Genomic DNA, 23,931 nt, shown 5'->3' on the forward strand with positions numbered 1-23,931 from the left:
CCCATCATGGGACTAGACAGGTCGTTGTTCGACGCGCTTCTATGCGCAAAGTGTCGTCCCTCGAGTTACTACTTATCGCTGGCTCTCGAAGATCTGCCGTTGGTCCTTGATCTCACACGTCGGTGGCAGCGGGTGGAAGACGTAGTTGCCTTCGCCGTCGGGTTTCTTCTTCCTCAGCTCGTCGGCACATGCAGTCGGGGCGACCACGGCCGTTATGACGTACTTCTTGCGCTGGTCCCCAGGATCGCCGATGGGCTGATCAAGCATGGCGAATTCGGTGTCGTTCGAGTTCGCCACCGCCTGTGGCCCGACCTCGGGGTCGTAGACGAGGTAGTAATTCTGGTCATAGGGGTCGAAGTCGAACAGCCAGACTGACTCTTCCGCTCCGAGACCGCAGACCGTTCCGCCGACCTTGACACCCTGGGTTCCGTCGATCTCGGCGCCGGTCGTCGGCGTTGTGATGGCTGCTCTCTTGACGCATGCCGGCGTCGGAACCGTAGTAGAACGCGGCGGCTCCGTAGAAATCGGACTGGGAGGCTGCGATGCAGGCGGCGGCTTATTGATGTTCGCTTGAGCCAAGCCGAAGATGCCGGTGATCACGGCAGCCACGAGCACGAAGATTCCCGGTATCACGAGCTTCTTCATCCCTGTCCCTCTCGAAGTCACCGGCGGCTACACCCTCCTCTCGAGGAGTCTGGCTGTGGAGTCGCTCGGCCTGCCGGTTCAGTTACAGAAAGAGCCGCAGGCCTCCAGAGAACCCTGGCACGGTGGAGGGAAGAGCGGAATTCAGCAGGCAAGCAGAGGGCTGGCGCAAAGACGCGCCGAATCATTCACTACGCAGGCCGGCTCGCACCGAACGCCTTTCCGATGGTGTCCACTCGAACGGGCTTGCCGAAGTCCGGCGCGTTGATCATCGAACCATTCGAAAGGACGAGCCCGACGTGCGTGATGTGGCTCGGGCTACTTCCGAAGAAGACGAGATCCCCCGGCTGAAGTCGATCAGTCCCACTCGTGGGCCCGCGACATACTGGGTCTGCGCCGTACGTGGCAGATCGATCCCGGCCGAAGCGTACGCCGCCTTGGTCAGCCCGGAGCAGTCGAACCCTCGATCGCCGCTGGCCGGTTCTCTGAACTAGGACAGTTGATCTTGATCGGGTTGGTGGACCAGTTGCCCCGATGCGACGACGGTGAACTCGGGCCGCCATTCGTCGCGGTAGTAAGGGGCGTTGGCGAAGCTCAGCGCCAGCTCCCGGACGGGCAGACAGGGCCATGCAGGGACGTCGATGTGGCCGTGGGAGCGGAAGAGTGTGCAAGGCGGAATCTGCGAGCATGTGACGCAGCCGGTGAAGGACACTGTTCGTGTCTCCGCGCGGCCGCCGCCGCCTTCGAAGTAGGCGGCCGTCATCCGCTGGGGTTCATGGGTGACAAGCCGCGCAAAGCCGGGTTCGTCCAGGCGTGCCAGCAGGAAGCCGAGCAGTTCCTCGACGAAGTGGTCGTAGCGGGGCATTTCGTGAGCATCTCACGAGTTGGCCCATCTGGTGATCGACTTTCGACATGCCTGTCGGGTCCCACGGTCGCAGCCGTGAATGGGCCGTCCCGTTACTGCGGTGTCGACGTCTGAAACGCGCCCAGGTCGTTCAGGCTGGGCATGCCGAGGTGGACGGTGTTCCGGCGGGTGGCGAGTTTGTCGAGGGCGGCGAGTTTGTCGTTGGCTGCGGCGAGGCTGATGGTGAGTCCTTCGATGTCGCCGAGCCAGCCGTGGTCGTGCGCTTCGGCGATGCGGTCGTGCAGGTTGTCGCGGAGTTCGACGAGTCTGGGACGTTGTGCGGGGTCGGGGCGGAGCATGGGGCAGCGGACGCAGGCATGTTCGTGACTGCAAGGGGTGTGGTATGCGCGTCCGCAGGTGCCGAGGGAGACTTTGCGGCGTTGGAAGTGGCCGAGGAATTCGTCCCATTCCTCGTTGGTGGGGGTGCGGTATTCCTCGCTGGGGCGGGTGGTGCGGCGGCGGGCGATCCAGGCGCGGTGGGCTTCGATGGCTTCTTCGGGGTAGATCGCCTTGTAGCCGAGGGTGGTGTTGATGTCGCGGTGGCCGCAGATGATCTGGGCGATGTGAGGGGGCAGGCCGCTCATGACGGCGTCGGTGACGAACAGGCGCCGGAAGTCGTGTGGGGTGAAGTCCAGCAGTGTCCCGTCGGGGCCGGTGAGGTTGGCGGCGGCGAGGGCCGCGTCGAGGGCGTTCTCGATCCCGCGGCGGGGTATGGCGCGGTTTTCGGCGCCGTAGCGTCGCTGGAACAGCAGCGGCAGGGACGGAAGCCATTCGCGTTCATGGGTGTCGTAGGCCGGCGTGGCGGGGATGCTGCCGGTTTCGGGGTCGCGGACGCGGCAGATGATCGCGGCGAGGACGTCGGCGAGTTCGGGGCTGATGAGCAGCAGGCGTTCGGCGTCGGTTTTGGAGGGCGCGATCTGCAGGAGCGGGACGAGTTCGCCGGTGGTGGGCAGCCGATATTGGACGACGCTGTGATGAGTGAGCTCGAGTAGCTCTTCGATGCGGATTCCGGTGTGTCGCGGCACTTCGATGGTAGCCCAGGCCCAGAACGCCTCGTGTTCTTCGAAGGTCAGGTTGTGGCGGGCGCCGGTGGCGAGGTCCTCGGCCCAGATCCGGGTGCCGCCGGCGTTGGGCATGATCGGTCGGCGATAGTCGGCGCCGGCGGCGGTGAAGGTGTCGCCGGGTTCGGTGGCGTGCGCGGCCTGGAGGCGTTCGGTGGCGTCGCAGCGGCGTTGTTCGACCGTCCGGACGAGGGCAGGCAGCACGGGTAGTCGTTCCCGGGTGCGCTGGTTCATGCGCGCCTTGACGTGTTGGCGGTGCTTCCAGCGGTTGACGTCGGCGGCGCTGATCGGACACGGCGCGGACCACGGGCCCCAGCGGGCCGGGTCTTGCAGTGCCCACTGGTTGATGTCGAGGTAGAAGGCGCGGACGGCGAGCAGCCGGTTCACGGCGTTGACCCGCGGGGCCTCGACGGTCGTCGGCTTCCGGTCTGCGGGTCGACCGTGGTGGTGGTCTTGATCCGGTTGCGCTGCTTCCAGGCGTGCGTGACGTCAGACGTCAGGTTCAGGGAGTCGATGCCGGGATGGTGGCACTCCAGGTCGCGCCAGAAACTGTTGGCGAGGTGACTGGCGAGGTCGTTGAGGGTGGTGTAGTCGACGACGGGCTGCCGTTCGCGCAGGTACTCGACGATCAGGTCGCGGATCGGCCGGCAGGCGAGGTGGTAGCGGTCGACGAGTTCCTCGACGCTGAGCTGGCCGGTGCTCGACCGGAACGCGCGGACGGTTGCCGGTGCTTCGGGTGGGAAGATCTGGGCGTCGTGGAGCAGCTGGTAGAAGTAGGTTTTGCAGGTGCCGCCCTTGGCCTGGACCTGGCTTTGGGTGTCGAGTAGCTCCACACAGTCACCGACGGCGATGTCGGTGACCAGGCCGCCTTTGCAGGCCATGATGGTGGCGGCGCGGTAGAGCGCCAGCCGTGTCATCAGGGGTGCGGCGCCGGGGTTGTCCGCGCAGCAGCTGCGCAGCCGGGCGAAGCCGTCCGGGTCGCGTGAGCGTTCCATCGCGGCCTGGAATCGCGGGGACTGGCGGGTCATCATCCACCGCACCCCTGGGCGGAGCACGTCCCCGCAGAGAACCGAAACCAGCGCAACAAATCCAGCGCATACGAACGGAGCGTCGCATGTGGACGGCCCGCGGCTTGCAGGTCCCGCAAGAACACCGCGACCGGTTCGACTTCGCATCCGGCCGCATTCACCAGGACGTAGGGTTCCCACGCCTGAGTGGTCTCGCGCAGACCGCCGACGCGGGCCACTTCCAGCGTCGACAGGTCACATTGCACGTCCTCATATCCGTGCATGGGCAGATCCAACGAACCATCCGCGACCGCTGCGGCCGCGACACGCCCGACGGAAGAAGGAAACCACCTGATGGAGTGACCCCCGGTTCATCGGCTGGGCTGGACCGCGGCCGGACGGGTCGCGCCGACGAAGTTCGACCGCCAGATCCGCTCGACCCGAACCACCAAGCCCCGATCCGGCGCATCGACCATCTCCTCGGCCGAGATCGCGATCCCCACATGCGTCACCGCTCTCGGCCCGGAGCCGAAGAACACCAGGTCTCCCGCCAAGACCGGCTGCCCGGCAGGCACACGGGGACCGGCATTGTACTGGGTTTGCGCCGTCCGCGGTATCTGGATCCCGGCTGCCGCGTACGCCGCCTTCGTCAAGCCCGAGCAATCGAACCCGCCGCTGACCTGGGTCTGGCCATTCGGTAGTTCAGTCAACTCGGGACCGTTGCCGCCCCAGACGTACGGCAGGCCGCGCTGGTCGCAGGCGAACTTGATCGCGGCCTGCGCGGCGCGGCTGGGCGCCCGCACCGACGTACAGTCACCCTGCTGGCTGGTTGCTCGCGCGTAGGTATGGGCTTGTGCCAGCACTTTCTGGACGTACCACTCGGCGTGGTTGTAGGCGAAGATCGCGGCGTGCAGGTCACGACCGTCATGGGCCCCGGAGTCGCAGAGGTAAGCCGCGGCGGCGTAGATCGCGTCGTGCGGGTTGTATCGCGACGGCGGGTGCGCGCCGCCGGGCGGGATTGGGTGGTGGGCTACGACGCTGTCGAACGTCGACTGCAGGAACTGCATCGGTCCGCCGGCCTTGGCGCTGTTTACCCTGCTGTGCACGCCGGGCAACTTGGAGCGGCCGTGGTCGGTTTCGATCTTGCCGATGGCGGCGAGGATGGACCAGTCGAGCCCGGGGCAGGTCTGAGCGGCTTGGCGGTAGAGGGCGAGGTAGTCGGCCGGGATGTCGGCGACCGCGGCCCCGTTCGGGGCGGCTGCCGAGCTCGTGTCGCCGGTACCGGTGAGCGTGGTGAGCAGGACGACGACGATCAGCACGCAGATGGCAGGCGGCCCGAACAGCAGCAGCACAGCCAGGCAACCCCAGCGGCCGGGATGCTCGCGGAGCTGTTCTCGCGCGATCTCGGCGGCGCGCAGGGCAAGCAGCGGGTTCACCGTCGGTCCGCGGAGTTGCCGAGCCGGTCACGCAGCCGCTGCGCCCAGGGCACGGGCGGTGGCAGCATCGCAGGCGGCAGCGACGTCTCGGCCTGCGGCGCCGGTGGCTTCGGGAGGAACCCGCGCCCGCGGGCTGCGACGGCGAGGTCCGTGCCAGTGAACTCTGTTTTGTGCCCGGCTGCTGGTGGCGTCGCCTCGGCGATCTTGGCGTCGAGGTACGTCGACGTTCCCTGCTTCTGCCGGTCCGTGCGGCCGCCGAGCGCGGTGAGCACGGTGGCGGCGGTATGCCACGCCGGTCCTGCACCCGTCGCAGTACCGAGGTTGCCAGCGTAGGCAGCGGTGTAGATCTTCGCGGCGTCGGCGCGGCGCGCCAGCGCCGTCTTGGCGACACCGGCCTTCGCGGTGAGCGCCGTCTGCGCGCGCTGGGCGGCGTGCGGCCACGAGACCGGTGCCCCGACCGTGTACTTGAGCACCTTCCCGCCGGCCTGCCCACCGGCGCGGCCCGCGGTGACCAGGCGCTCCTTCAGCCGCCCGACCGGGGCGAAGGTCTCCGCGAACGCCGACGTCCCGGCCTTGACCGCCCGGGCCAGCCGATCCGGGCCAGCCGGAACGACCGGCGTCGGCAACGCCTTCGGCGCGCGCCGGGGCCGGCCCAGCCGCTGCAGCCGGGAGCTGACCTGGCCCCGGACGCGCTGGAGGTTCGCGGCGAGGCGCTTGCGGAACAGGAAGCCGGAGAAGACGACGAGGTCGATGACAGCGAACCGGACGAGCTGGGGGCCGAGGTCGGCCAGCATGAGGGTGCGCAGCAGCACCGTCATGACGGCGAGGAAGGCCATGCCGGCCAGGAGCTTGGCGATGGTGGTCGCGATGGAGCTGACGCGGTAGGCGAGCTGGTGTTGCATCGAGGGCACCAGCGCGGCGACCAACGCGAGCGCGAGCAGCAGTCCTTCGAACAGCAGCAGGTACGGAGCGAGGACCTGCACGGTGTTCAGGCAGACCACCAGGATCGCGAACAGAAGCATCGCGATCGCGTACAGCCAGGCCCCGAGCGCGCGGTCGCCGTCAGCGACCTCGTTGTACTTGCCGTAGTCGCCGGGGCAGCCGTCGAGCTCACGCGCTGGGGTGCTGTCGTCCTTGCCGGACCAGGGCCCGTCGTCGAGGACCTTCTTGACCGAGTACTGACAGGCACCAGAGATGCCCTGGACGCGGCTGATCGGGGTGCCGTAGTTGAGCGTCTCCCACGGGGTGACGAGCAGGTTGTCGATGAAGGCTTGGCCGATTGGCGCGGCCGGGTTGCCGGTGCCGCCGGGTTCCTGGCCCATGATGACGCTGGAGACATCGGCGCCGAGATCGCGGGACAGGGACAGCACGCCGTCGTCGCCGATAAGGACGTCGACGGGGTGGGTGAGGATCGCGATGGCGAGGACGTTGACCGCGATGGTGGACGCGGTTTCCCGCCACGCTCGAGTGGTCAGGCCGCGGGCGAACAGGAGCCCGAGGTAGCAGGTGGCGATGAGCAGCGCGATCTCGCGCAGCTTCAGCGCGCCGATGACCGAGGTCTGCCAGATGCCTTCGAGGTCGCGGGCCGGGGCTTTGATCCAGTCGAAGACCTGGGTGGAGGCGGCCCATTCGGTGAACCAGACCGAGAACCCGACCGCGTACTTGCCGACGGCGAAGCCGATGTTGCCCAGCCACAGCCAGATCGCCGGCATCGGGTTGTCCAGCAGCGAGGGCAGGTTGGCGAAGAGGTCGTAGTTGTGGAGGTCGCGGCCATAGCCGTCGTCGATGCTGAAGATGCCGCCGAGGTGAACCTGGTGGCCGGGGTTGTCCTGCAGCGGCAGTGGCGGCGCGTCCGGATCCGGCTTCGGCGGTGCCGGCTGGTTGTCGGGGATCCAGAGGCAGGTCGGGTACGGCTCGCACGGGTTCGGTGCGGTCTGTGCTGTGGCCGTCCCCGGACTCAGTAGCGCGATCGCGGTGATGATCGCCAGCGCCACTACCAGCTTCATCAGCCCTCCCTGCAGCGTGCCGTCGTGTCTCAGACACGGCGCATGCGGGGCGGTTCTATGCAGGGCGGAGGCAGGTTCGGCGAGGGAGGTGTAGCCAGGTCACGCGGAGACCACGCCGTCAGTCAGCGCAGGGAGGCGTCCCTTCGTCTCTCCGCCCAGCCTGCGGCGAATCGATCCCCGGCAGGCGTCGACAACTTCCCTTGCCGGGCGATCTCGCGGCCTCAAATCGACGGCCGGTAAGGCCACTTGAGTGCGGCCGCCGTCGCCCGCAGTCCCGCTCACAACATCCCAGGAACACCGCTTGCAGCACAGCACCAATCCCTATTCGCATCACATAGCATCAAAACGCACGACAGTTTTCAATTTTCTCCCAAACGACCAAGGCACGATGCCTTCATACTGAAGGCGTCCGACAACAACACTTGGCGCGACGCCTATTTCGCGTGCGAATATCCTGATCGCCTGCTCTGTGACCACAGCAGGGAAGTCAAGGAATTTCTGTAGATTTTGCTCAGGAATCAACGAATTTTGAGCGAACTTGTCGGCTTCCCTTTCCGACTCACTCGAAGCACCTGGCACCTTGGAGTCTCCATGCAGGAACATGGGCGACAAGTCGACCTCGCCAATGTCGCCGGGCTCTATTCCGTGATCTAGAAAGGTCAATCTCTTGCCGTGCAGCAAGACATGCGCCAACTCGTGGAAGAAAGAGAACCAGAACGTATCGTCGGTCTTGAATCGATCACTGAGCCCGATCATCACTTTGTCAGGCGCAAGCCAACGCGTCACACCCGATAGGTGAGTATTCTTCAGTGCCGGAATGAATACGAGCGCTATACCAAGAGTTGAACACAGTCGCGGAAGCTCGACTTGCCAGGACGCAGGCTCTTGAAGCGTCAACTTCCGCACCTGAGGTATTGACGCAATGAGTCGCTCGCGACTAAAGGGTTCACATTCGATACCGCGCGCCCTGACTTCACACACCCTGAGCCAGGTGGCGATCGAGTAGCCGTCGCCTTCGACAAGTTCAGAACGTCGGAATGCGAGCCGATACTCCCGCCAAGCCCGTTCTGCAACATCAGGTGTAGCGACTCCGAAAAAACTCAGTATCAGCTGCAGGTTAGCCAATGACTGATCAGTGTCGCGGAGCACTCCCATTCGCTTAAGGAATGCCAGCGGAAACTTGCTGACCCAACTGATTTCACCCGCCAGATTCCGCCGGTCCTCGATAGCAGTTTGATGGGTTTGCCAGATCGCTTCCAGCTGATTCCAGGTTTCGGCAGAAATTCCGGTCGCGCGTTCGAGCCGCACCGCGATGTCGGGACTCAGGGCTACAACTCCCTGGACTATCTGGTTGACATGCTTCGTGGACAGGCCGGCGCGGCGCGCAAGATCAGCTTGACTTACCCGCTGTTCATCGAGTTGCTCTTTCAAGATTTCACCCGGATGCGGCGGCGTCTCGGGACGATAGGGGTACGTGCCCGCAGGTGGCGTCATCAAAGGCTCCCCTTGTACTCGAGGGATGAAGCATCGGAGTGCTGACCGGGGCGCTTCAGCCCGACAGGCAGGACGCCAACAACGATCACCGACGTCACAGTTGCCTCATCAGCGAGTTTCACACTGTCGTCGGCACCCTGTACGACCAACTCGACCTTGTGACCGGCCGAGATGAACACGACCGTCCGCTGGGCAATCACTCCTGAGCGCAGCCGCACTGCCGCGAACTCGCGCATCTTGGCCAGATTGACCACTCCGCGCAACTGCCCGAGCCGGACCCGGATCAGCCGGGCCGACTCCTTACCGTAAGCGGACACTCGCGCTCGGTCACTGCCGCAGGTGCGCGCCAGCTCCCGAGAGCCGAACCAGACGTTCATTCGCCACCTGGACCCCGTTTTGGTTTACCCGATCTGTACATGCTAACTTCGTCCGCCATCAGGTCGATCTTGTTTACCGATCTGGTGCATGCAACTTCGGCGCGAGCGAGAGCCGCTGCGTGGTGGCGCTTGGGGAGCGCCTGCGAAGCGGAACGTGAGGGAGATTCAAATGTCGGACGAGACTCATGTGACCCATGCTGTCCTGCAGCGGTTCGCCGAGAACCGGGTCAACGTCGCCAGGGAACAGGCGAAGCGGCGCCGCGAGCAGGTGAATCACCTGAAGGCCCGCCTCGAGGTACACGTCGCCGCGAACCCGGGCTACGACCTGGTCAAGTTGCGCGCCTCGGGCAGCACCGCCAAGCACACGGCGATCAGCAGGCGGCGTGGTGAGGGATCGGACGCGGACGTTGCCGCGTACTTGCGCTGCGCGGATCCAGACATCGACGAGGCGAAGCTGCTCGAGTGGCTCAGCGAGCGCTGCCAGGAGGTCTACGGCAAGACGAAGGTCGCCGAGGACTTCGTGATCTCGCAGCACGCGGTCGGGATCACCCTGCGCGGCTCAGGGCTGAAGATCGACGTCGCGCCGGTCCTCTACTCCGGCGAAGCGGACGACAAGGGCTTCCTGGTCACCCGCCAAGGCCAGCGCGTCCTCACCTCCGTCACCTTGCACCTGCGCTTCATCCGCGACCGGCGGAAGCTCGCCGGGCCGGGCTACCCCGAGCTCATCCGGCTGCTCAAGGCCTGGATCCGCGAGGCGAAGTCCCGGGATCCGCACCTGCGGTGCAAGAGCTTCCTGCTCGAGCTCGTCGTCGCGCACCTGTGGGACACGGGGTGGCACGGCGGCGGCCTGAAGGTCGACGACTACCCCGTCGCGTTCGAACAGGTGCTGGCCTACATCACGACCACCGGCCTGCAGACCCCGATCGTCTTCGGCGACTTCTACGCCACCGACGAGATCAGCGCGACCAGCGACCCGATCCGGATCTGGGACCCGGTGAACCCGGAAAACAACATCGCGTCCAGCTACACCGACGCCGACCGGAAGCGTCTCGTCGAGGCCGCGGCCTCGGCTCTCGATTCGGTGAGCTGGGCCGCCACGGCTCCCACCCAGGGCGCCGCATACGACGCCTGGCGCGAGCTGTTCGGCCCGTCCTTCCCGGGGGAATGACCATGACCCTCTCCATGACTCGATCAGCTTCCTTCACCCTCACCGACGCCCGGTACGTCGGCGCGAAGATCGGCGCCGACCTGCGCCAGCTGCGCGCGCTGTACGGGGAACCTGAGAGCGCCGCGATGATCACCGACTACGTCGAGGAGGTCGCCCAACTGCTCAACCACAGCTACCTCGACTCGGTGTCCTACGGGTTCCGCGACCCCGACACCAACCTCTGGAAGCTCCGGCTCCGCTACCGCGCCACCCTCGGTGGTCACCTTCTCGATGACGGTCCCGGCCGCCTGCCGAGGACGGCCCCCGTCGACGGCCTGCCGTTCTATTCCTTCCTCGCCTACTCGACCAAGTTCGACAACCTGCCGCAGGCCAAGCGCACCGCCTTCAAGAGCGCACTTCCCATCAACCGGGTCACCGGCACCGAGCCCGCGACCGGCACCGGCACCGGCACCGGCACCGGCACCGGCGCCACCACACCCGGCCACGGCTACGGCCGGAACGGCACCGGGGTCACCCGCGACGTCTTCGTCGCCCTCGACGACTAACCCCCAGGAGATCACCATGAGCACTCAAGACGACCTCTTTCACCCCGTCGTCGAACTCCCCGAACCGGTTCGGCAAGCGCGCTACGACCGGCTCGTCGGCCTCGACGCTGTCAAACTCCGTCTCCGCAAGGAGGCGATGCTGCTCGCGACGCCGGACCGCCTTCAAGCCTGGGCCGCCACCCACCACCCCGGCCGCGAGCTCGCCGCCCTGGACCTGTTCACCGACCGCGCCCCGCTGTTCGTCTTCGCCGGCGACGTCGGCTCGGGCAAGTCCGCGCTCGCCGAGTCCTTCGGCTGCGACCTCGCCGACCAGCTCGACCTCCCCGTGCTCCTGTACCGGCTCAAGCTGTCCACCCGCGGAAGCGGTCTCGTCGGGGAGATGACAACGCTCATCGGCGACGCCTTCACCCACCTCAAGGCGCAGGCCGCCGCCGCCCGGACCGGCGACCGAGCCCGGCGGGTGCTCGTGTTCGTCGTGGACGAAGCCGACGCGCTGGTCCAATCTCGAGAAGCACAGCAGATGCACCACGAGGACCGCGCCGGCGTCGATGCCTTCCTCGCCGGAGTCGACAGCCTCGCCGGAGCAGGCCTGCCGGTCCTGGTGGTCTTGTGCACCAACCGCCCTGGCGCTCTCGACCCGGCCATCATGCGCCGAGCGGCCGCGACGTTCACCTTCACCCGGCCGGACACCGAGCAGCGCCGAGCCCTCCTCGCCGGCGCACTGCAAGGACTGGGCCTCCGCCCGGACACCATCGAGAAACTCGTAGAGCTGACCGGCCCGAACGGTTCCCGTGCCGGCTTCACCAGCTCCGACATCACCCAGCGCCTGGTGCCGGCCGCCGTCCTCGATGCCTTCCCCGACCGCTCGGTCCGCGACGAACGCCTCCTCACCATCGCCGCCGAACTCACCCCGAGCCCGGTCTTCGCCGAGCAGAACTAGAAAGCCCACACGGCACTTCCCGCCGGCGGCCGCCCCTGGATCTGCCCCAGCCCTGCACAGGAGACTGCAGATGTCCCAAGTCCACGATCTGGACCCGATCTTCCTCAGCTACCGACACTCGGACGGAGACGAGCTGGCCGACCGCGCCGCATGGGTGCTCCGCGCCTACGGCGTCCCCGTGTGGCATGACCAGACTCACCTGCCACCCGGCCGCTTTCAGCGGCGACTGCAAGAAGCCCTCGCATCAGGTCTGTCCGGAGCTGTCCTCCTCGTCACGGACGACATGGCGCACTCGAGCTACGTCCGCGAGTTGGAACTACCGGAACTTCTTCGTCTGGAAGGCGACCCAGCCTTCACCTTCGCCATCGGCAACACCGTCACCGGTCCAGACGGCCGGCTGGACTACGGCGCCCCTGACCGTTTGCTCCCTCAGGAAATCGCCACGCTTAGCGACTTCGACCAGTTCCCGGTGTGCGACCACGATGGGCTCGCTCGTCTGGCCGGCGAGATGGCGATCCGCCGCGTCCGCCGCGCGGCCGTCGATGATCGGCTGCATCTAGACATCCAAACCCGGACCCCGGCCCTGGGTACCCGGAAGGTACCGCTCGCGCCCCGGAGCCGCCCGCCTCTGCCCGGTACCAGCGTGCCGCCCGCCGAGGCTTGGAAAGACTTCGCGCCGTTCCTCGGCGACCTGCCCCGCATCGTGCAGTCGGCCGGCGTTCAGCACCTGCACATCACTGGCGGCGCACACCTGAGCATGGCGTTCGCTCTCGGGGCCGCGTTACCGACCACGACCGGGTTGAGGGTCACGGTCACCGACCAGGACGGAAACGAGTGGACGGGAGCCGAAACCCGGACCGTTCCGCTTGTGCAGAGCGCGATTCCCCTCGACGGTCCTCCGGAGGGGCCCGTCGCCGTGTATCTCGATCTCGTACCCGCACCGCCCAACAAAGACTTCCGCCGATATGTCAAGAGCCAGCCCTACGCTCACGCGGTCGAGATCGCCGTGGCGCAACGAGAACTCATCCCCGCCGACGCGGCCCCCGCACTCGTCACTGAACTGCGCCGACGCATGGGCGAGATCGCGGGCAACCGACCGGTGCACCTGTTCATGCGAGTCCCTTTCCCTCTCGCCGTGATGCTGGGCCGCGCCTGTAACACGCTGCGGGTCACCGTCTACGAGTGGGAACGGGAAGCCGAGCCGCCGACCTACCTCGAGATGGCCACTGTGTCGGCAGGCCGCAGTGGTGGGCCCGTCGTGTCGTTTACAACCGACCGGTTCCCCGCGTACGCCGAAGTACACAGCGCGTAGACGGACCCCAGCAGTGCGCCCGAAGGCGCCGTGAGAGCGCGGTTGCCTGCGTCAGGGGCTTAATCGCAGTGCCCGCGAGTGACGATCGGCGTGGTGAGCACGGCCGTCGAAAACGACCGATACGGCTGAGTCATGATCTTGACCTTGCCGATTCGTCCGCTGTGATCGCGAACGAGGAACTCGCCCGCACGGACGCGACGCTCCTCCTCGCCGCCCGCCGGGCTCAGTGGCGAAAGGTCTTTGGTGACGATCTCGTGGTAGCGGGCGTCGGCGGGGTCGACGCCGAGCCAGGCCAGGCCGCTGCGGACGAGGCCGTCGTCGCGGTGGCGGCCGAGAAACCGCACCGCAATCAAGCCACGCAGGACCTCGTCGCCGAGGTCTTTCGGTGCGTGGGAACCGAAGGCAGCGTCGGCGCCGTGCTTGCGGCCGTCGCGGACGAACTCCAGCGCGATCTGCTGGCCTTCGGGGGTGCCGGTGACGTTGTAGGCCTCGTCGCAGATGAACTCGCCCCAGCGTCCGGGCGTGAAGCAGATCTCCTTCGCGATCGCGGCGATCAGCAGATGAAAGGCGCGACCGAAAAGCTTGCGCGGCGGGACGCGGGCGGCCATCCGCTCGTTGCTCATCTCCAGCGCGCTGGGCAGAGGGATCTCGTTGGTGCAGAACACGACCATGTCCGCGCCGAACAGATCGACCGGCGCGAGATCGAGATCGAAGACCGGCCGGGTGATCGGGTCGCGCCGCAGCCGCTCGAGCCGCTCGGCCAGCGCACGAGCCGCTGCGTCGCGTCCACCGTGCTTGCGGAGAGTGTCGACAAGTCGGCTACTGGAGGCGTCGGGGTGTCCGCTGACGGCGTCGAGGCCGCGGCCAAGGGCATCGCGCTCGGCGGAGTTGGACTCCAAGTCGAGCCAGGACGCGAAGAAGGTCTCGGCGATGCCAGTGCTGGACTTCCCGGCGGTGCGGAAGACGCGAAGCGGGTCGCACGAGTGCCGCAGCTCAGCCGCAGCGGGGCGGTCATCGAGGCTGGGGTCGATGATGTCGACGATCTGAGCGTTCCCCGGCAGCGCGGCGGCGACGGGTGCCCATTCGCGGCTGCGGGTCCGGTCGATGACGATGACGCGGCCGTCAAGCATCAGCCGCACGACCGCGGCGACGTTCTTCAGCACGACCGACTTCCCGGCGCCGAGCTCACCGATCACGGCGATGCCGCCCGAGGAATCGTGCGTCGGACCGTAGGTCGGGTCGAGCAGGAATGGGGCGATGGCGCCGCCGTCAACGGTCAGCCCAAACAATGCGCCCGCGGGATCACCGAAGTCGGTCGCCGACACCGGCAGCAGCATCGCGGCGTCGGTGGCGAGGAGGTTCTGGCTGCATTCGCGCACCACCATCGGCGTCCGGCTACCCGGCAGCAGCGCCTGATACAGCTGCCGCTGCCCACCGAGCGGACGTTCCCACCGATACTCCCCGCCCAGGAACGCTTGTCGCAGCGACTTCGCGCGGGCGTCCGCATCGCGGGCGGTAGCGCCCCAGACGCAGGCGACGACGCCGACTTCGAGGTCGATCTCGGTGGAGCTGGCGCCGAGACGGGCGTTCTTGTGCTGGATCTCCTCCTGCGCCGAAACGACGTCCGCCGGGACGCCCGCGGAGTCGCCGGCGTGTTCCTCGTCCTGGCTCATCAGGTCGCGGGTTCGCCGGCGGTTGGCCGCCCGGGCGTCCTCGTTCGAGCGGGCGGTGATACGCAGTGCGTAGTCGACGCCGAAGCCGATGTCGGCCAGCCGGGCCAGGATTTCGTGACCAGGGAAGGTGAACGCGCGCGGCATCTCCGCCAAGACGAGGTAGGCCTGGTAGCTGGCGATAGCGCCGTCGTCGTGTGGGGTCACGCACTTGACGAACCGGCGGTTTAACAGCCCCAGCGGTCCCCAGCTCTGACGGTCCGCGGGCGCGTCGGTGCGGCCACCCTCATCGAACACGCACGAGCGCAAGGTCGTGAGCCGGGCGCGTCCGCTCCCCCGTCGCACGGTCACGCCCGTGTTGTGTACCGCGGCCGCGCGGTCGAGCTGCGGTTCGTCGATGCCGCGGACCGGCGCGCGGCAGAGCCACCACAGCAGCTCGGCCTCGGTCGCCGGCCGCATCGGGATCGCGCCCCCGAGCTCCTGCGCCGCCACCCGAGCCCGCTCTCGACCGGCCGCGACCGCAGCTGCCGATGCCGGTCGAGCGGGAAGGCCGAGCTGGTCGCCGAGCGCCGCGCTCGTCGCCCGGAGCATGGCCTGAGCGGCGTCCTTCCAGTCGTGCCCGGACAGGGGCTGGGCGAGCCAGTAGCTGCGGCCGAGGACGTCGAGGGTGTCGAGCTGATCCCAGGCATTGTGGATGGTCTCCGCCCAGTGCGGGTTCGCATCGAGGTCGATGCCCTGGAGGCAGCGTCGAACGATCGCGTGGGCGTGGACCTGCTCGCACAGCGAGGCGATCATGACCTCGCCCCGCAGGGACTTCATCAACGTGACGGTGCGGTCGTAGAGCTCGCGCAGCTGACGGCCGGTGGAGCGGGCGCTCTCGTGCGGCAGCACCCGCCACACCGCCCAGGTCGAGCCGTCGACGCAGAACAGCAGGTTGCCGGCCACGTCGGTCACCGGGCTTTCCATCACCGCCCCCGGGCCTGGGCCAGCACCAGCTGCAGCGGAGACACCGGTGTCTCCTCGACTCCGTTGTCCGGCAGGTGCACATAGAGACTGGTGCAGGTCCGTTCGGGTCGTGCCGGCCGGTACGGACGACGGCCGCGCATGCCGGCCCTCGGGGCCAGCAGGTGCGCGCCGAGCCCGACCAGCCAGCCCAGCGGCGTCCGCGACTCGATCCGGGCGCGCCGGAGGAACACCGCCGACAGCGGCAGCCCCCAGCGGGCTGGACCGAGCCAGTCCAGCAGCGGCAGCTTCCACACCACGACCAGCAGGATGAGGAACAGGGCGCCCTGGGTCAGGGTGTAGGGGCCGCCGGGCAGATAGCCGCCGTCGCGGCCGGGCATCCGCCCGAACATCCGCGGAAACCGCCGCGACCGCGTGTAGGAGCGGCCGACCAGGACATCGCCGCGGCTTTTCGGGGCGGTCAATGGGTGAACCAGGCGCCGAACATGCCGGCGACCCCGTCGAGGTTGAGCAGGATGCCGAGGAAGATCGCCGCGATCACGCCGTACTTGATCGCCCGGGTGAAGTTCCCGCGGGTGCCGATCAGCAGCCCGATCCCGCCGACGATCGCGGCTAGCAGGATCAGCCGGCGGACGGACTGGTCACCCCAGGCCAGGTTGGTGTCGATCCAGGACTTCACGTCCGCAGCCAGCACGATCATCAGACGTTCTCCTCGGCCTCAGCGGCCCGCGATCAGCGGCGCCGGATCGATGCGGTTGATCTCCCACCGGCCGGCCCGCGCGACCAGCGTCAGCGCGTAGTCGACCGGGGTGTTCTGGCCGGTCGCGTCCCATCCCCCGGCGTGGGTGAGGCTGTGGACAACCGTCCCGTCGACCGGCCTCGCCGCCTGGCCCGGCTCGAACTTCTCGTGCGTGCGGATCTCGGCCACCTGCACCGCGGCGAACGGCGCCGGCTTCGGCAGCCCGAGGCTCGCCCCGGGGCTAACGAACCGGTCGAGCTGGCCTTGCCCCGCCAGGTAGGCGCCCAGAAACCCTGCGACCGACTGCCCGATCGGACCAGCCGGATCGGCGACTTCGTCGTAGGCGAGCGCGACGGGACCGCGGGTGCTGGGGCAAGCCACAGGTGAGGGCAGCGAAGCAGCGACGTAGGCGTCGCCGGTCCCGGCCACCGCGACCTGCGCGCACAGCAGCGACGCCGCGCGCTTGCCGTCCCGCTGCAGCACCAGCACGTCCGCCACCACCACGACCGACCAAGCTCCCGGCGCCGGCGACGTCGCCGAAACGACCGCGGTATCGACCGGGACCTGCGTCCCGGCAGCTCGCTGCGACTTCATCCCCGGCGGGTAGAAGACCTCCACCTCGGCGGAGTCCTCTCGGGTCGCCGAGAGCCAGGCCCGCACGTACATCTCCGCCCAGCCCTCCGGCGACGCGGAGGGCGCGGGTGCGCCACCGTCCCGCGTCGGCGGCGCACCCGCTGGTTGGAGAACCGCTAGTCCAGCGACGGTCAGCAGTGGGCTGGCCAGCACGGCCAGCCATGCCACCAGCTGGCCAGCCCGGCGATTCGCACCTCGGACCGCGGGCTCAACATCCGCATCCGGCAGCACGCCGACAAGTAATCCTCGGCCCGGGCTGCCGCGACGACCAAGCACGGCACGACCTCCTCCGCAGGTTCCGGTTTCCTGCTCGAAGGCACGCAGGCCGGGCCGCGGTGTGATTCAGCCGGCCCGAGGAAGCTCGTGGCCTGGGTACTCCGCCGCAGCTTGGGCCAACTGCTCGAAGGCGCGGCGGCGGTGACGGGTGATCGTCGGCTGACTCAGTCCGATTAGCGCGCCGATCTGGCGGTCGGTGGCCACGCCGTCGCGGCCGACCGGATCGCCGAAGTAGCGGGTGATCAGGATCGTGGCGGAGTGCTCGTCGAGCCGGTCTTGCTCGACCGCCCACGACAGCAGCTCGAGCAATTCCTCCGAGGCGTCCATCTCCTTCGGCGCGGAGGCCAACGGTCGGTGCGCCTCGTCATCGTCGATGCTGACGACGTCCGCGGCGGCCTGGCCGTGGTCTACACCGAAGTCCCGCTGCGCAGCTCGCTGGGTCTCCCGCACGAGGTTTGCCGCGACGTGATGCCTCCGCCGTAACGGGTAACAGCGAGTCTGCTCCCAAAGATGCCCGATGACGGCCGCCTGGATGTCACGGCTCTCTTCAGAGGCCGAGACGCCGCCGCCGGTGACGCCGCGCCGGACCCCGACCGTACTCCCCGCCGCTCGTGCCGCACGAACGACGCGTCCGACAATGCCCGGGACAGCTGGCAGCATCGCATTCATCACGACCTCGGTAGCGATGACTCCCGCGCCAACCGGCGACGCCGCCCGCGCCAGGAGAGCGTGCAGCACCTCGTCGTGGCGGGCGTAATCACGGTCCGCCAGGACGTCGACCAGCACCCGATGGGACGTGATCGCCGACAACACGGGGTCCTCGGTGGACCACCCACGCAGGGCCTGGTCGAACCGCGCCACGACGCGGAGTTGCCGGAAGTGGGCCTGCAGCATCGTCAACGGGCTGTTCACAGTGGATCGGCTGGCCATGGCCGGCTCCTTCGCTCGGATGACAAGATCCGAGCCAGCGTCTGGACCGCTGTTCGCGCCGTTCCTGGCCCACAGCCTTGCCCCGGCGTGGAGCAAGCACCGACTCACTCGAACGTGCTATCGGCTCTGGTCAGCGAAGGTCTCGGGGAGCAATCCGGCCCGAGGCCGGGGATCCAGCGGCCATCGCGACGACGGAGTGACGATTTCGCGACCCCGCAACGCAGCTCTCGCAGGTCACCCGGCGACCGAGCAAGACGACCTTGCCCGACATCACTCGGCACCGTCGCATCGCCCCCATCCCCGCAGCTCAGAAGCTTCTGGCATCAACGGATCCGGAAGCCGGAGTGGCTTTATAATGCGAGATCGACACACCGCGGCATAGGGGGCTTTTGTGCTGGCCGAAGATTTCGGATATCAGTTGTCGCCGAAACCGGCCTTGGCGATGACTCCCAAGATCCAAGGGGAGGTCGACAAGGCGCTCCAGGAGGCCGCGAAGGCGGTGACCAACAGCAAGTCGGCTGAGAACGTGGTTTCGGAGTCCTCTTCGTGCTGACGATCGTCATAGCTGTGGCCACCCAAACTGCTTGGGTCTGGTTCATCGGCCTTGCAGGGGCGTTTCTTCTGTCCAGCGCAGCGGGCAAGTCGTCCGCTGCCAGTGCGAAGGCCACGGAGAAGATTCTGCGGGAAATGACAACGCCGGTGCTCAGCGGCCGGTGGCAGGTATGGCCGTGCCGGATGGAGGCCGTCGCCGGTCAAGCGCGACGTCGGGTGCTCCTGCTCGACCCCGCGGGCGCGGACGCCGTGGCCTTCCTATCGGCAGTCCCCGACGACGCTTGGCTAGGCATGACGGACGGCCGAGGGCTGGCTTGGTTCGTCGGGGACATGCGTTTCGGGGGCCTCATGGCGCTTCCCGGCGGCACCCCGATCTGGTGGACTGGCACGCCCGTGATCAATCAGACGCCGCCGCAATCGTCCGGCGGTGTTCAACGCGTCATCGAAGAAGAGTTGGCGCGGCAGGCACTGAAGTTCGCCTTCGACAAGTGGCTACAGTAGGACTCGAGGCAACCCCGGACCTGAAACTCGCCCGCGCGTGCTCTGCGCTCGTCTTCGCCGTCGGCGGGGTTCAAGGGCGAGAGGTTTTGGTGACGACTTCGACGAACCGGGTCGACGCCGAGCCACGCCAGGCCGCCGAAGGCCAGATCGTGTCGCGATGGCGGCCCAGGATTCGCACGGCAATCAAGCCGCGCAGGACGTCGTCGCCGAGTTCGGTCGGGACGCGCGATCCGGAGGTGGCGTCGGCGCCGTTTGCGGCCATCGCGAACGAACTCAAGCGCGATCTGCTGGCCCCGCCAGCGAGCTCTGACCCCCAGGCGTCACATGGTCGGCGGCCGGACGAACCGGCTGATGTGCGCCTGCAAGTGCTGCCACGACATTTCGCACGCTGACGTCACCGAATCCCACCACATGCTCACACCAGGGTCATACAAGTTCCCACTCCCCGCCACACGCTGGGTGGCCGATGTCAGCACCACCGCGTGCTGGGCCCGCGACAGCATCACTATCAGTACCCGGAGCTCCTCGCGGAGTTCGTCACTCGCCTTCGCCCGGAAGTCCGGGATGTGGCCATCTTCAAACCCGGGAACGAACACCCAGTCGAACTGCTGCCCCTTCCCGGTATGCGCCGACAGCAGATGCACACCCGGTCCGATCGCAGCGCTTGGATCGCGCACCGGCAGCCGCGCGAACGCCTCCGCGATCGAGCCGGTCGCCGCCGCGAACACCTTCAGCTGGTCGACCGCGGCCACCACGTCCTGCCGGGTGTCAGGATCGGCAGCCGGCACCGCGGCCAGCGCCCGCATCTCCAGATCAGTGACCAGCGCTGTGCTGGGCAGGCCCTTGGCCACCATCCGCAGAAGATCCACGACCTGCGGGTTCTCCACGGCCACGTCCCACTGGCTCGAGGGCACATCCGCCTCCGCGAAGACCGCATCGACGTTCCTACGGCGGAACGCCGACCGGGAGATGACACCGATCGTCGCCGCCGGATCCCGGGCCAGGATGCTGCGCGCGCTCTCGGCGATCCACTGCGGCTCCAGATCCTCAGTGGCAAATCTGCCGACCGCGCACGACGCGCCACCCTCACACCACCGGTCCGGATAGGCCGCGGTCAGCGGCGGGCCGCCCATCCGCTCGGCCACGGGGTTGACCACGGCCAGGACCGCCGGCGACGACCGGTACGAAGTCGTCAGCCGCAGCGGCTCCCCGCACAACGTCCGCAGCTCCGCCTCCACCAGATCAGGACGAGCTCCGGCGAAGCTGTAGATGCCCTGCAGCGGGTCGCCGACGAACGTACGACGGCCAGCGACCGACCGCAGGGCGATGTCGAGCTGCTGCGGGGTCAGATCCTGGAACTCATCAAGGAGCAGCGCCCCGTAGTGCTGCTGGTAGAGGTTTGCCACCGCCTTCACCCGAAGTAGCCGCTGGGCGTGCCGCAGCAGGTCGTCGTAGTGCAGCAGCCCGCTGCGCTGCCGCTCCCGCTCAACATCGAGCGCCGCGCTGGCGGCGCCCGCGTTCGCCATCGCGACGAGAACCTCGTGGTCGTCACGCGGCTGCTGCTTCGCCGCGCTCAACGCGCCCTCGATCTCCTTGGCGAAGTCGAATGCCGGGCCACGCGCCATACCAGCTACGTGCGGCGCGATCGCCGACTTCAGCGACTGCTTGCCGGGCTGCGCGAACTGCGGGTTCATGCCGAGCGTGCGTGCGTGGGCGCGCAGGATCTCGGTGGCATGCCCATGGAAGTTGCGGACCGTCACATACCGGCGGCACCGCGCGGCCCCCAGTTCCCGATTCAACCGCTCCCGCAGGTTCTGCTGGGCCCGGTTCGAGAACGTCAACGCGAGGATCCTCTGTCCCGGCTTCAACCCCGCAACCAGGAACGCGGCGCGCTTGGCCAGGATCTCGGTCTTGCCGCACCCCGGCGGGGCGACCACCAGCAGGTTGTCGCGCTCGCTGGTCGCGATCGCCAGCTGCGGATCGACCGCGAGGGCCGTCGCTGTCACAGCGCGCCCGTCCTCAGCCGGTCCAGCATCCCATAGATGCTCGGGACGCTCGCCACGTTCTCACCGGTGAGCGCCCCGGCGACCGCGACCGCCGCCGGCACCTTCTTCCCGTCCCCTCGGCAGAACTTCGCCAGCGCGTCCGGCGTCACCTCGGCGTAGCTGCTCACCTCACACGCCTGCAGCACACCCTGCTCCCGGCACACACCTGCTTTCACCAGGATCTCCGCCACCACCGGGCCGCCCAAGCCGGAGCAGTACTCGCCCTCCAGGTCAGGCGTCGACACCCACAGACCCTTGCTGACCGCCTTCCTGGGGCTGCCGCCGAACCCCGGGTACCAGCCTCCCTTTTCGGCGTCGTCGACCAGGCCGAGCATCGGGATCCCGAACCCGTCAGCACCCAGCAGCTTGAGCACGTGCGGGAACTTATGGGCTCCGTCGAGCTCGAACACCACCGCGCCGATTCGGTTCAAGCTGATCCCCATCGCGGCCGCGGCGGCCTCGACGAAAACCCGGTCCGAGACCCCTTCCACTACCAGCGCGTAGCGGGCGGTCAGCACCTCCAGCAGCCGCGGCGACCACCAGTGCGCCAGAACCTTCTCGACCGCGTTGCGGTTGCCGGCCGGGACCTGGTGGCAGGCGCCGTCCGGGGTCATCGCGATAACGTGCGACGGGTCGAACTGGTGCACGATGTACGGCGAGTGCGTGACCACGATCTTCTGGTTCGCCGAGCCCTGCAGCAGCTCGGCCATCGTGCGCTGGCTCGCTGGGTGCAGGTGGAGCTCCGGCTCGTCGATGGCCACGATGTTCGCCGCCCCCTGGGCCAGGTCGAACAGGGTCATCATCATCAGCTGGCGCAGCCCGTCGGACTGCTCGGCGACCGGGACGTGTCGGCCGGCGCGGTCGAAGAACAGCGACACATTCTCAAGCGCTGACACCGCCGGGTCCGCGGTGGTGCGCACTACGAGGTCTCTCGCGGTCACCTCGGCGGGCATCGACTTGGACAGGTGGCCCGCGATCTTCTGCCGGAGCTCTTCCAGGGTGGCGCTGCTTTCCAGCGTGGTGTTGAACTGTTGCAGCAGACCGGACAGGCTAGCGCTCGCCTCCCCCAGCTCGACAGCCGACAGCAGCGCCTGCCAGGCACTGTTCGGGCCTTCCAGCTGGCTTGAGCTCGCCGACCGCGTGGCTGGCAGGTACCGCCAGCCGAACGCGGCGAACTGCTCCCGCGACGGCGAGCGCTGATGCCCGGACTCGGGGAACCTGCGGGTGATGGTCAGCGACTCCGGATCGTCCGGGTCGGTGTGCACGTCCAGGCGCAGCAGGAGGCTTTCCCGGTGGCTGCCGGGGGCGACTTTTTGGCCGGATCCAGCCTCGGACGAGCAGGTACTGGCTGCCCGGTTCGAGATCTGGCGAGCCGGAGACGACGGTAGCGAGTGGCGGCATCCCAGCCAGAGCGGAGGTGACTCTGGCTCGCCGACGTCGCCGGCGTTGGCGGCCTGGCACGCGGCGTGGACGACGGGGCATAGGGCGCCAGAGAGCGCAAGCTCGACTGTCTGCGTCAGCCTGTATCAGTGGTCCCCCCAGTGCCGACTTGTCTGATGTGAACACTCAGAACGGCCCCGCGGGCATGGAACCGGCGAAGCCGCAGGGGCCGGCCGAGGACCCGGTTGAGGCGGACGCACTCACCGAAGCTCGGGAGCGCATGTTCGCGAGACTGGCTTCGTTCGGTCCAGGACTGGTCACGTACCTGTTGCTCACGGGGATGATGAGACCGCAGGAACGCGAGTACTTAGACGACCTTGGAGTTGCCCCGCGGGACTTATCGCGAGTTCAGTCAGCCATCTGGGTGCAGGGGTCCACCTTCTTGCTCTGGGGCATCGCGTTAATTGCTGTCCCGCTCGGATTCAACGCGCCGGGCCTGGGGCCTGCACTACTCCCGAACATCCCGCACGGCATAGTACTCATAGCGACGATCCCGGCACTACTGGCGACGATTATGAGTTCGGCGCCGCGCGATCGCCTGTTGGCGTCTGCTGCGAGGTGTACACGGCTACTATGCGCCCTTGCGCCGCCTACGCCCCGGGCGGGCCTCGACTTGGTATTCGCTCGACGGCTGAAAAGCCCGACATATCGTCGACGACGTGTCGCGGCTGTGGCATGGGCCCTGACCCGCGACACGGCGCGCCTTACGGGACAACCGGTGTCGGCTGGCGCAACGGTCGGTGAGCTGCTGCTGTGGTTCGACGAGAACCCGGCAGACCGAAGGCGCCGTCCAATAGTTGGCGCCTACCTTGCAGAGTTGGTGGCTGCCGCAGCTCGCGAAACGGCGATACCGCATGCGCAGTTCGCGCCTGCCGCGCGGTTTCGGACCCGTTCACCTCGCGAGGCGGCCGCGCGACGGCTTCGCGCGGCCGCGACCAGCCCTCTTGCGACGGGTGTATTCCTAGCTGTCGTTGCCACCTTACTGAGAGTATGGCTTAAGTAGAACGCAAGTACCGATCGCCTCGTCGATCAACGGGAGAACACGGTACGCCCGAGTCATGCAACATCTTGAACACGCGTTCGTTGCAAGTTGAGCCGGAGCGCAACATAGCCCTCCTAGGCCACGAACAGCGCAACAGAGAGAACCTGCCAAGAGGAAGACTATCCAGATGCGCGACCCGGAATTTGTCAAGGTGAGTGAGACCAGTGGGTGTTAGGCGGCTTCCGTTTCGGGCTCCTGGTTGGTGTCGTCGGTGGGTCGGTTGATCCAGACGGTGTCGGGAAGATCGA

The 23,931-nt window shown here is 67.6% G+C and carries 23 protein-coding genes and 1 pseudogene; 6 read left to right on the forward strand and 18 right to left on the reverse strand.

All coding sequences use genetic code 11. The features are described 5' to 3' along the window. Window positions 1–72: 72 nt before the first annotated feature. The 10 genes and pseudogenes from QQ657_RS31960 to QQ657_RS32005 form a co-directional block, all read right to left on the reverse strand. Window positions 73–645: a hypothetical protein gene (locus QQ657_RS31960; protein ID WP_284745993.1), complete on the reverse strand. Its 573-nt coding sequence runs from the start codon at window positions 643–645 to the stop codon at window positions 73–75. Window positions 646–833: 188 nt separating this feature from the next. Then, window positions 834–1,123 (reverse strand): annotated as a pseudogene (locus QQ657_RS31965) (C40 family peptidase); the annotation flags it as partial. A 9-nt stretch (window positions 1,124–1,132) separates the two neighbouring features. Further along, on the reverse strand, window positions 1,133–1,507 hold the full coding sequence (locus tag QQ657_RS31970) for a hypothetical protein (protein WP_284745994.1): 375 nt from the start codon (window positions 1,505–1,507) through the stop codon (window positions 1,133–1,135). Window positions 1,508–1,599: 92 nt separating this feature from the next. After that, entirely contained in the window at window positions 1,600–2,994 is a 1,395-nt protein-coding gene (locus tag QQ657_RS31975) for a tyrosine-type recombinase/integrase (RefSeq protein WP_284745995.1), read from the reverse strand. Further along, window positions 2,991–3,638 (reverse strand): hypothetical protein, encoded by a 648-nt coding sequence (locus QQ657_RS31980; RefSeq protein WP_284745996.1) that lies wholly within the window; start codon window positions 3,636–3,638, stop codon window positions 2,991–2,993. The genes QQ657_RS31975 and QQ657_RS31980 overlap by 4 nt, the downstream gene beginning before the upstream one ends. Next, entirely contained in the window at window positions 3,635–3,910 is a 276-nt protein-coding gene (locus tag QQ657_RS31985; RefSeq protein WP_284745997.1) for a hypothetical protein, read from the reverse strand. Before QQ657_RS31985 ends, QQ657_RS31980 begins: the two co-directional genes overlap by 4 nt. 75 nt (window positions 3,911–3,985) lie before the next feature. After that, window positions 3,986–5,050 carry a C40 family peptidase gene (locus QQ657_RS31990; RefSeq protein ID WP_284745998.1) on the reverse strand — a complete coding sequence of 355 codons (1,065 nt, stop codon included), beginning with the start codon at window positions 5,048–5,050 and terminating at the stop codon, window positions 3,986–3,988. Further along, window positions 5,047–7,056 (reverse strand): hypothetical protein, encoded by a 2,010-nt coding sequence (locus tag QQ657_RS31995; protein ID WP_284745999.1) that lies wholly within the window; start codon window positions 7,054–7,056, stop codon window positions 5,047–5,049. The genes QQ657_RS31990 and QQ657_RS31995 overlap by 4 nt, the downstream gene beginning before the upstream one ends. Window positions 7,057–7,386: 330 nt before the next feature. Beyond that, window positions 7,387–8,550, reverse strand: a complete 1,164-nt coding sequence (locus QQ657_RS32000; RefSeq protein WP_284746000.1) for a HigA family addiction module antitoxin — start codon at window positions 8,548–8,550, stop codon at window positions 7,387–7,389. Next, window positions 8,550–8,927 carry a hypothetical protein gene (locus tag QQ657_RS32005; protein ID WP_284746001.1) on the reverse strand — a complete coding sequence of 126 codons (378 nt, stop codon included), beginning with the start codon at window positions 8,925–8,927 and terminating at the stop codon, window positions 8,550–8,552. Before QQ657_RS32005 ends, QQ657_RS32000 begins: the two co-directional genes overlap by 1 nt. A 169-nt stretch (window positions 8,928–9,096) precedes the next feature. Here QQ657_RS32005 and QQ657_RS32010 point away from each other — a divergent pair, with 169 nt between their 5' ends. The 4 genes from QQ657_RS32010 (at window position 9,097) to QQ657_RS32025 (ending at window position 12,892) form a co-directional block, all read left to right on the forward strand. Beyond that, the gene (locus QQ657_RS32010; RefSeq protein WP_284746002.1) at window positions 9,097–10,095 is read left to right on the forward strand and encodes a CBASS oligonucleotide cyclase; all 999 of its coding nucleotides are present in this window, start codon (window positions 9,097–9,099) and stop codon (window positions 10,093–10,095) included. A gap of 2 nt (window positions 10,096–10,097) precedes the next feature. Continuing rightward, window positions 10,098–10,640, forward strand: a complete 543-nt coding sequence (locus QQ657_RS32015) for an HORMA-1 domain-containing protein (protein WP_284746003.1) — start codon at window positions 10,098–10,100, stop codon at window positions 10,638–10,640. A 16-nt stretch (window positions 10,641–10,656) separates the two neighbouring features. Continuing rightward, on the forward strand, window positions 10,657–11,580 hold the full coding sequence (locus QQ657_RS32020) for an AAA family ATPase (protein WP_284746004.1): 924 nt from the start codon (window positions 10,657–10,659) through the stop codon (window positions 11,578–11,580). A 70-nt stretch (window positions 11,581–11,650) separates the two neighbouring features. Continuing rightward, window positions 11,651–12,892 carry an SAVED domain-containing protein gene (locus QQ657_RS32025; protein ID WP_284746005.1) on the forward strand — a complete coding sequence of 414 codons (1,242 nt, stop codon included), beginning with the start codon at window positions 11,651–11,653 and terminating at the stop codon, window positions 12,890–12,892. 59 nt (window positions 12,893–12,951) lie between these two features. Here the strand turns inward: QQ657_RS32025 and QQ657_RS32030 are convergent, their stop codons facing one another. The 5 genes from QQ657_RS32030 to QQ657_RS32050 form a co-directional block, all read right to left on the reverse strand. Beyond that, window positions 12,952–15,516, reverse strand: coding sequence for an ATP-binding protein (locus QQ657_RS32030; protein ID WP_284746006.1), 2,565 nt, complete (start codon window positions 15,514–15,516; stop codon window positions 12,952–12,954). 11 nt (window positions 15,517–15,527) lie between these two features. Next, on the reverse strand, window positions 15,528–15,989 hold the full coding sequence (locus QQ657_RS32035) for a hypothetical protein (RefSeq protein ID WP_284746007.1): 462 nt from the start codon (window positions 15,987–15,989) through the stop codon (window positions 15,528–15,530). Beyond that, entirely contained in the window at window positions 15,986–16,225 is a 240-nt protein-coding gene (locus QQ657_RS32040) for a hypothetical protein (RefSeq protein WP_086676642.1), read from the reverse strand. The genes QQ657_RS32035 and QQ657_RS32040 overlap by 4 nt, the downstream gene beginning before the upstream one ends. A gap of 18 nt (window positions 16,226–16,243) precedes the next feature. Continuing rightward, the gene (locus tag QQ657_RS32045) at window positions 16,244–17,065 is read right to left on the reverse strand and encodes a conjugal transfer protein (protein ID WP_284746008.1); all 822 of its coding nucleotides are present in this window, start codon (window positions 17,063–17,065) and stop codon (window positions 16,244–16,246) included. A 174-nt stretch (window positions 17,066–17,239) separates the two neighbouring features. After that, window positions 17,240–18,103, reverse strand: coding sequence for a sigma-70 family RNA polymerase sigma factor (locus QQ657_RS32050; protein WP_284746009.1), 864 nt, complete (start codon window positions 18,101–18,103; stop codon window positions 17,240–17,242). A 391-nt stretch (window positions 18,104–18,494) separates the two neighbouring features. On the opposite strand from QQ657_RS32050, the gene QQ657_RS32055 reads away from it, so the two are divergent. Further along, the gene (locus tag QQ657_RS32055; protein ID WP_284746010.1) at window positions 18,495–18,656 is read left to right on the forward strand and encodes a hypothetical protein; all 162 of its coding nucleotides are present in this window, start codon (window positions 18,495–18,497) and stop codon (window positions 18,654–18,656) included. Further along, complete coding sequence (locus tag QQ657_RS32060) at window positions 18,650–19,156, forward strand: hypothetical protein (RefSeq protein WP_284746011.1); 507 nt, start codon at window positions 18,650–18,652, stop codon at window positions 19,154–19,156. Before QQ657_RS32055 ends, QQ657_RS32060 begins: the two co-directional genes overlap by 7 nt. A gap of 70 nt (window positions 19,157–19,226) precedes the next feature. Here QQ657_RS32060 and QQ657_RS32065 read toward each other — a convergent pair whose 3' ends face one another. From QQ657_RS32065 to QQ657_RS32075, 3 genes are read right to left on the reverse strand one after another with little or no spacing between them, the layout of a single operon-like run. Beyond that, window positions 19,227–19,433 carry a hypothetical protein gene (locus QQ657_RS32065; RefSeq protein WP_284746012.1) on the reverse strand — a complete coding sequence of 69 codons (207 nt, stop codon included), beginning with the start codon at window positions 19,431–19,433 and terminating at the stop codon, window positions 19,227–19,229. Between the two features lie 43 nt (window positions 19,434–19,476). Then, the gene (locus QQ657_RS32070; protein WP_284746013.1) at window positions 19,477–21,162 is read right to left on the reverse strand and encodes a UvrD-helicase domain-containing protein; all 1,686 of its coding nucleotides are present in this window, start codon (window positions 21,160–21,162) and stop codon (window positions 19,477–19,479) included. After that, window positions 21,159–22,466 carry an ATP-dependent nuclease gene (locus QQ657_RS32075; protein WP_284746014.1) on the reverse strand — a complete coding sequence of 436 codons (1,308 nt, stop codon included), beginning with the start codon at window positions 22,464–22,466 and terminating at the stop codon, window positions 21,159–21,161. The genes QQ657_RS32070 and QQ657_RS32075 overlap by 4 nt, the downstream gene beginning before the upstream one ends. Window positions 22,467–23,931: the final 1,465 nt, after the last annotated feature.

The organism is Amycolatopsis ponsaeliensis (genome assembly GCF_030182635.1).
GTDB lineage: Bacteria > Actinomycetota > Actinomycetes > Mycobacteriales > Pseudonocardiaceae > Amycolatopsis > Amycolatopsis ponsaeliensis.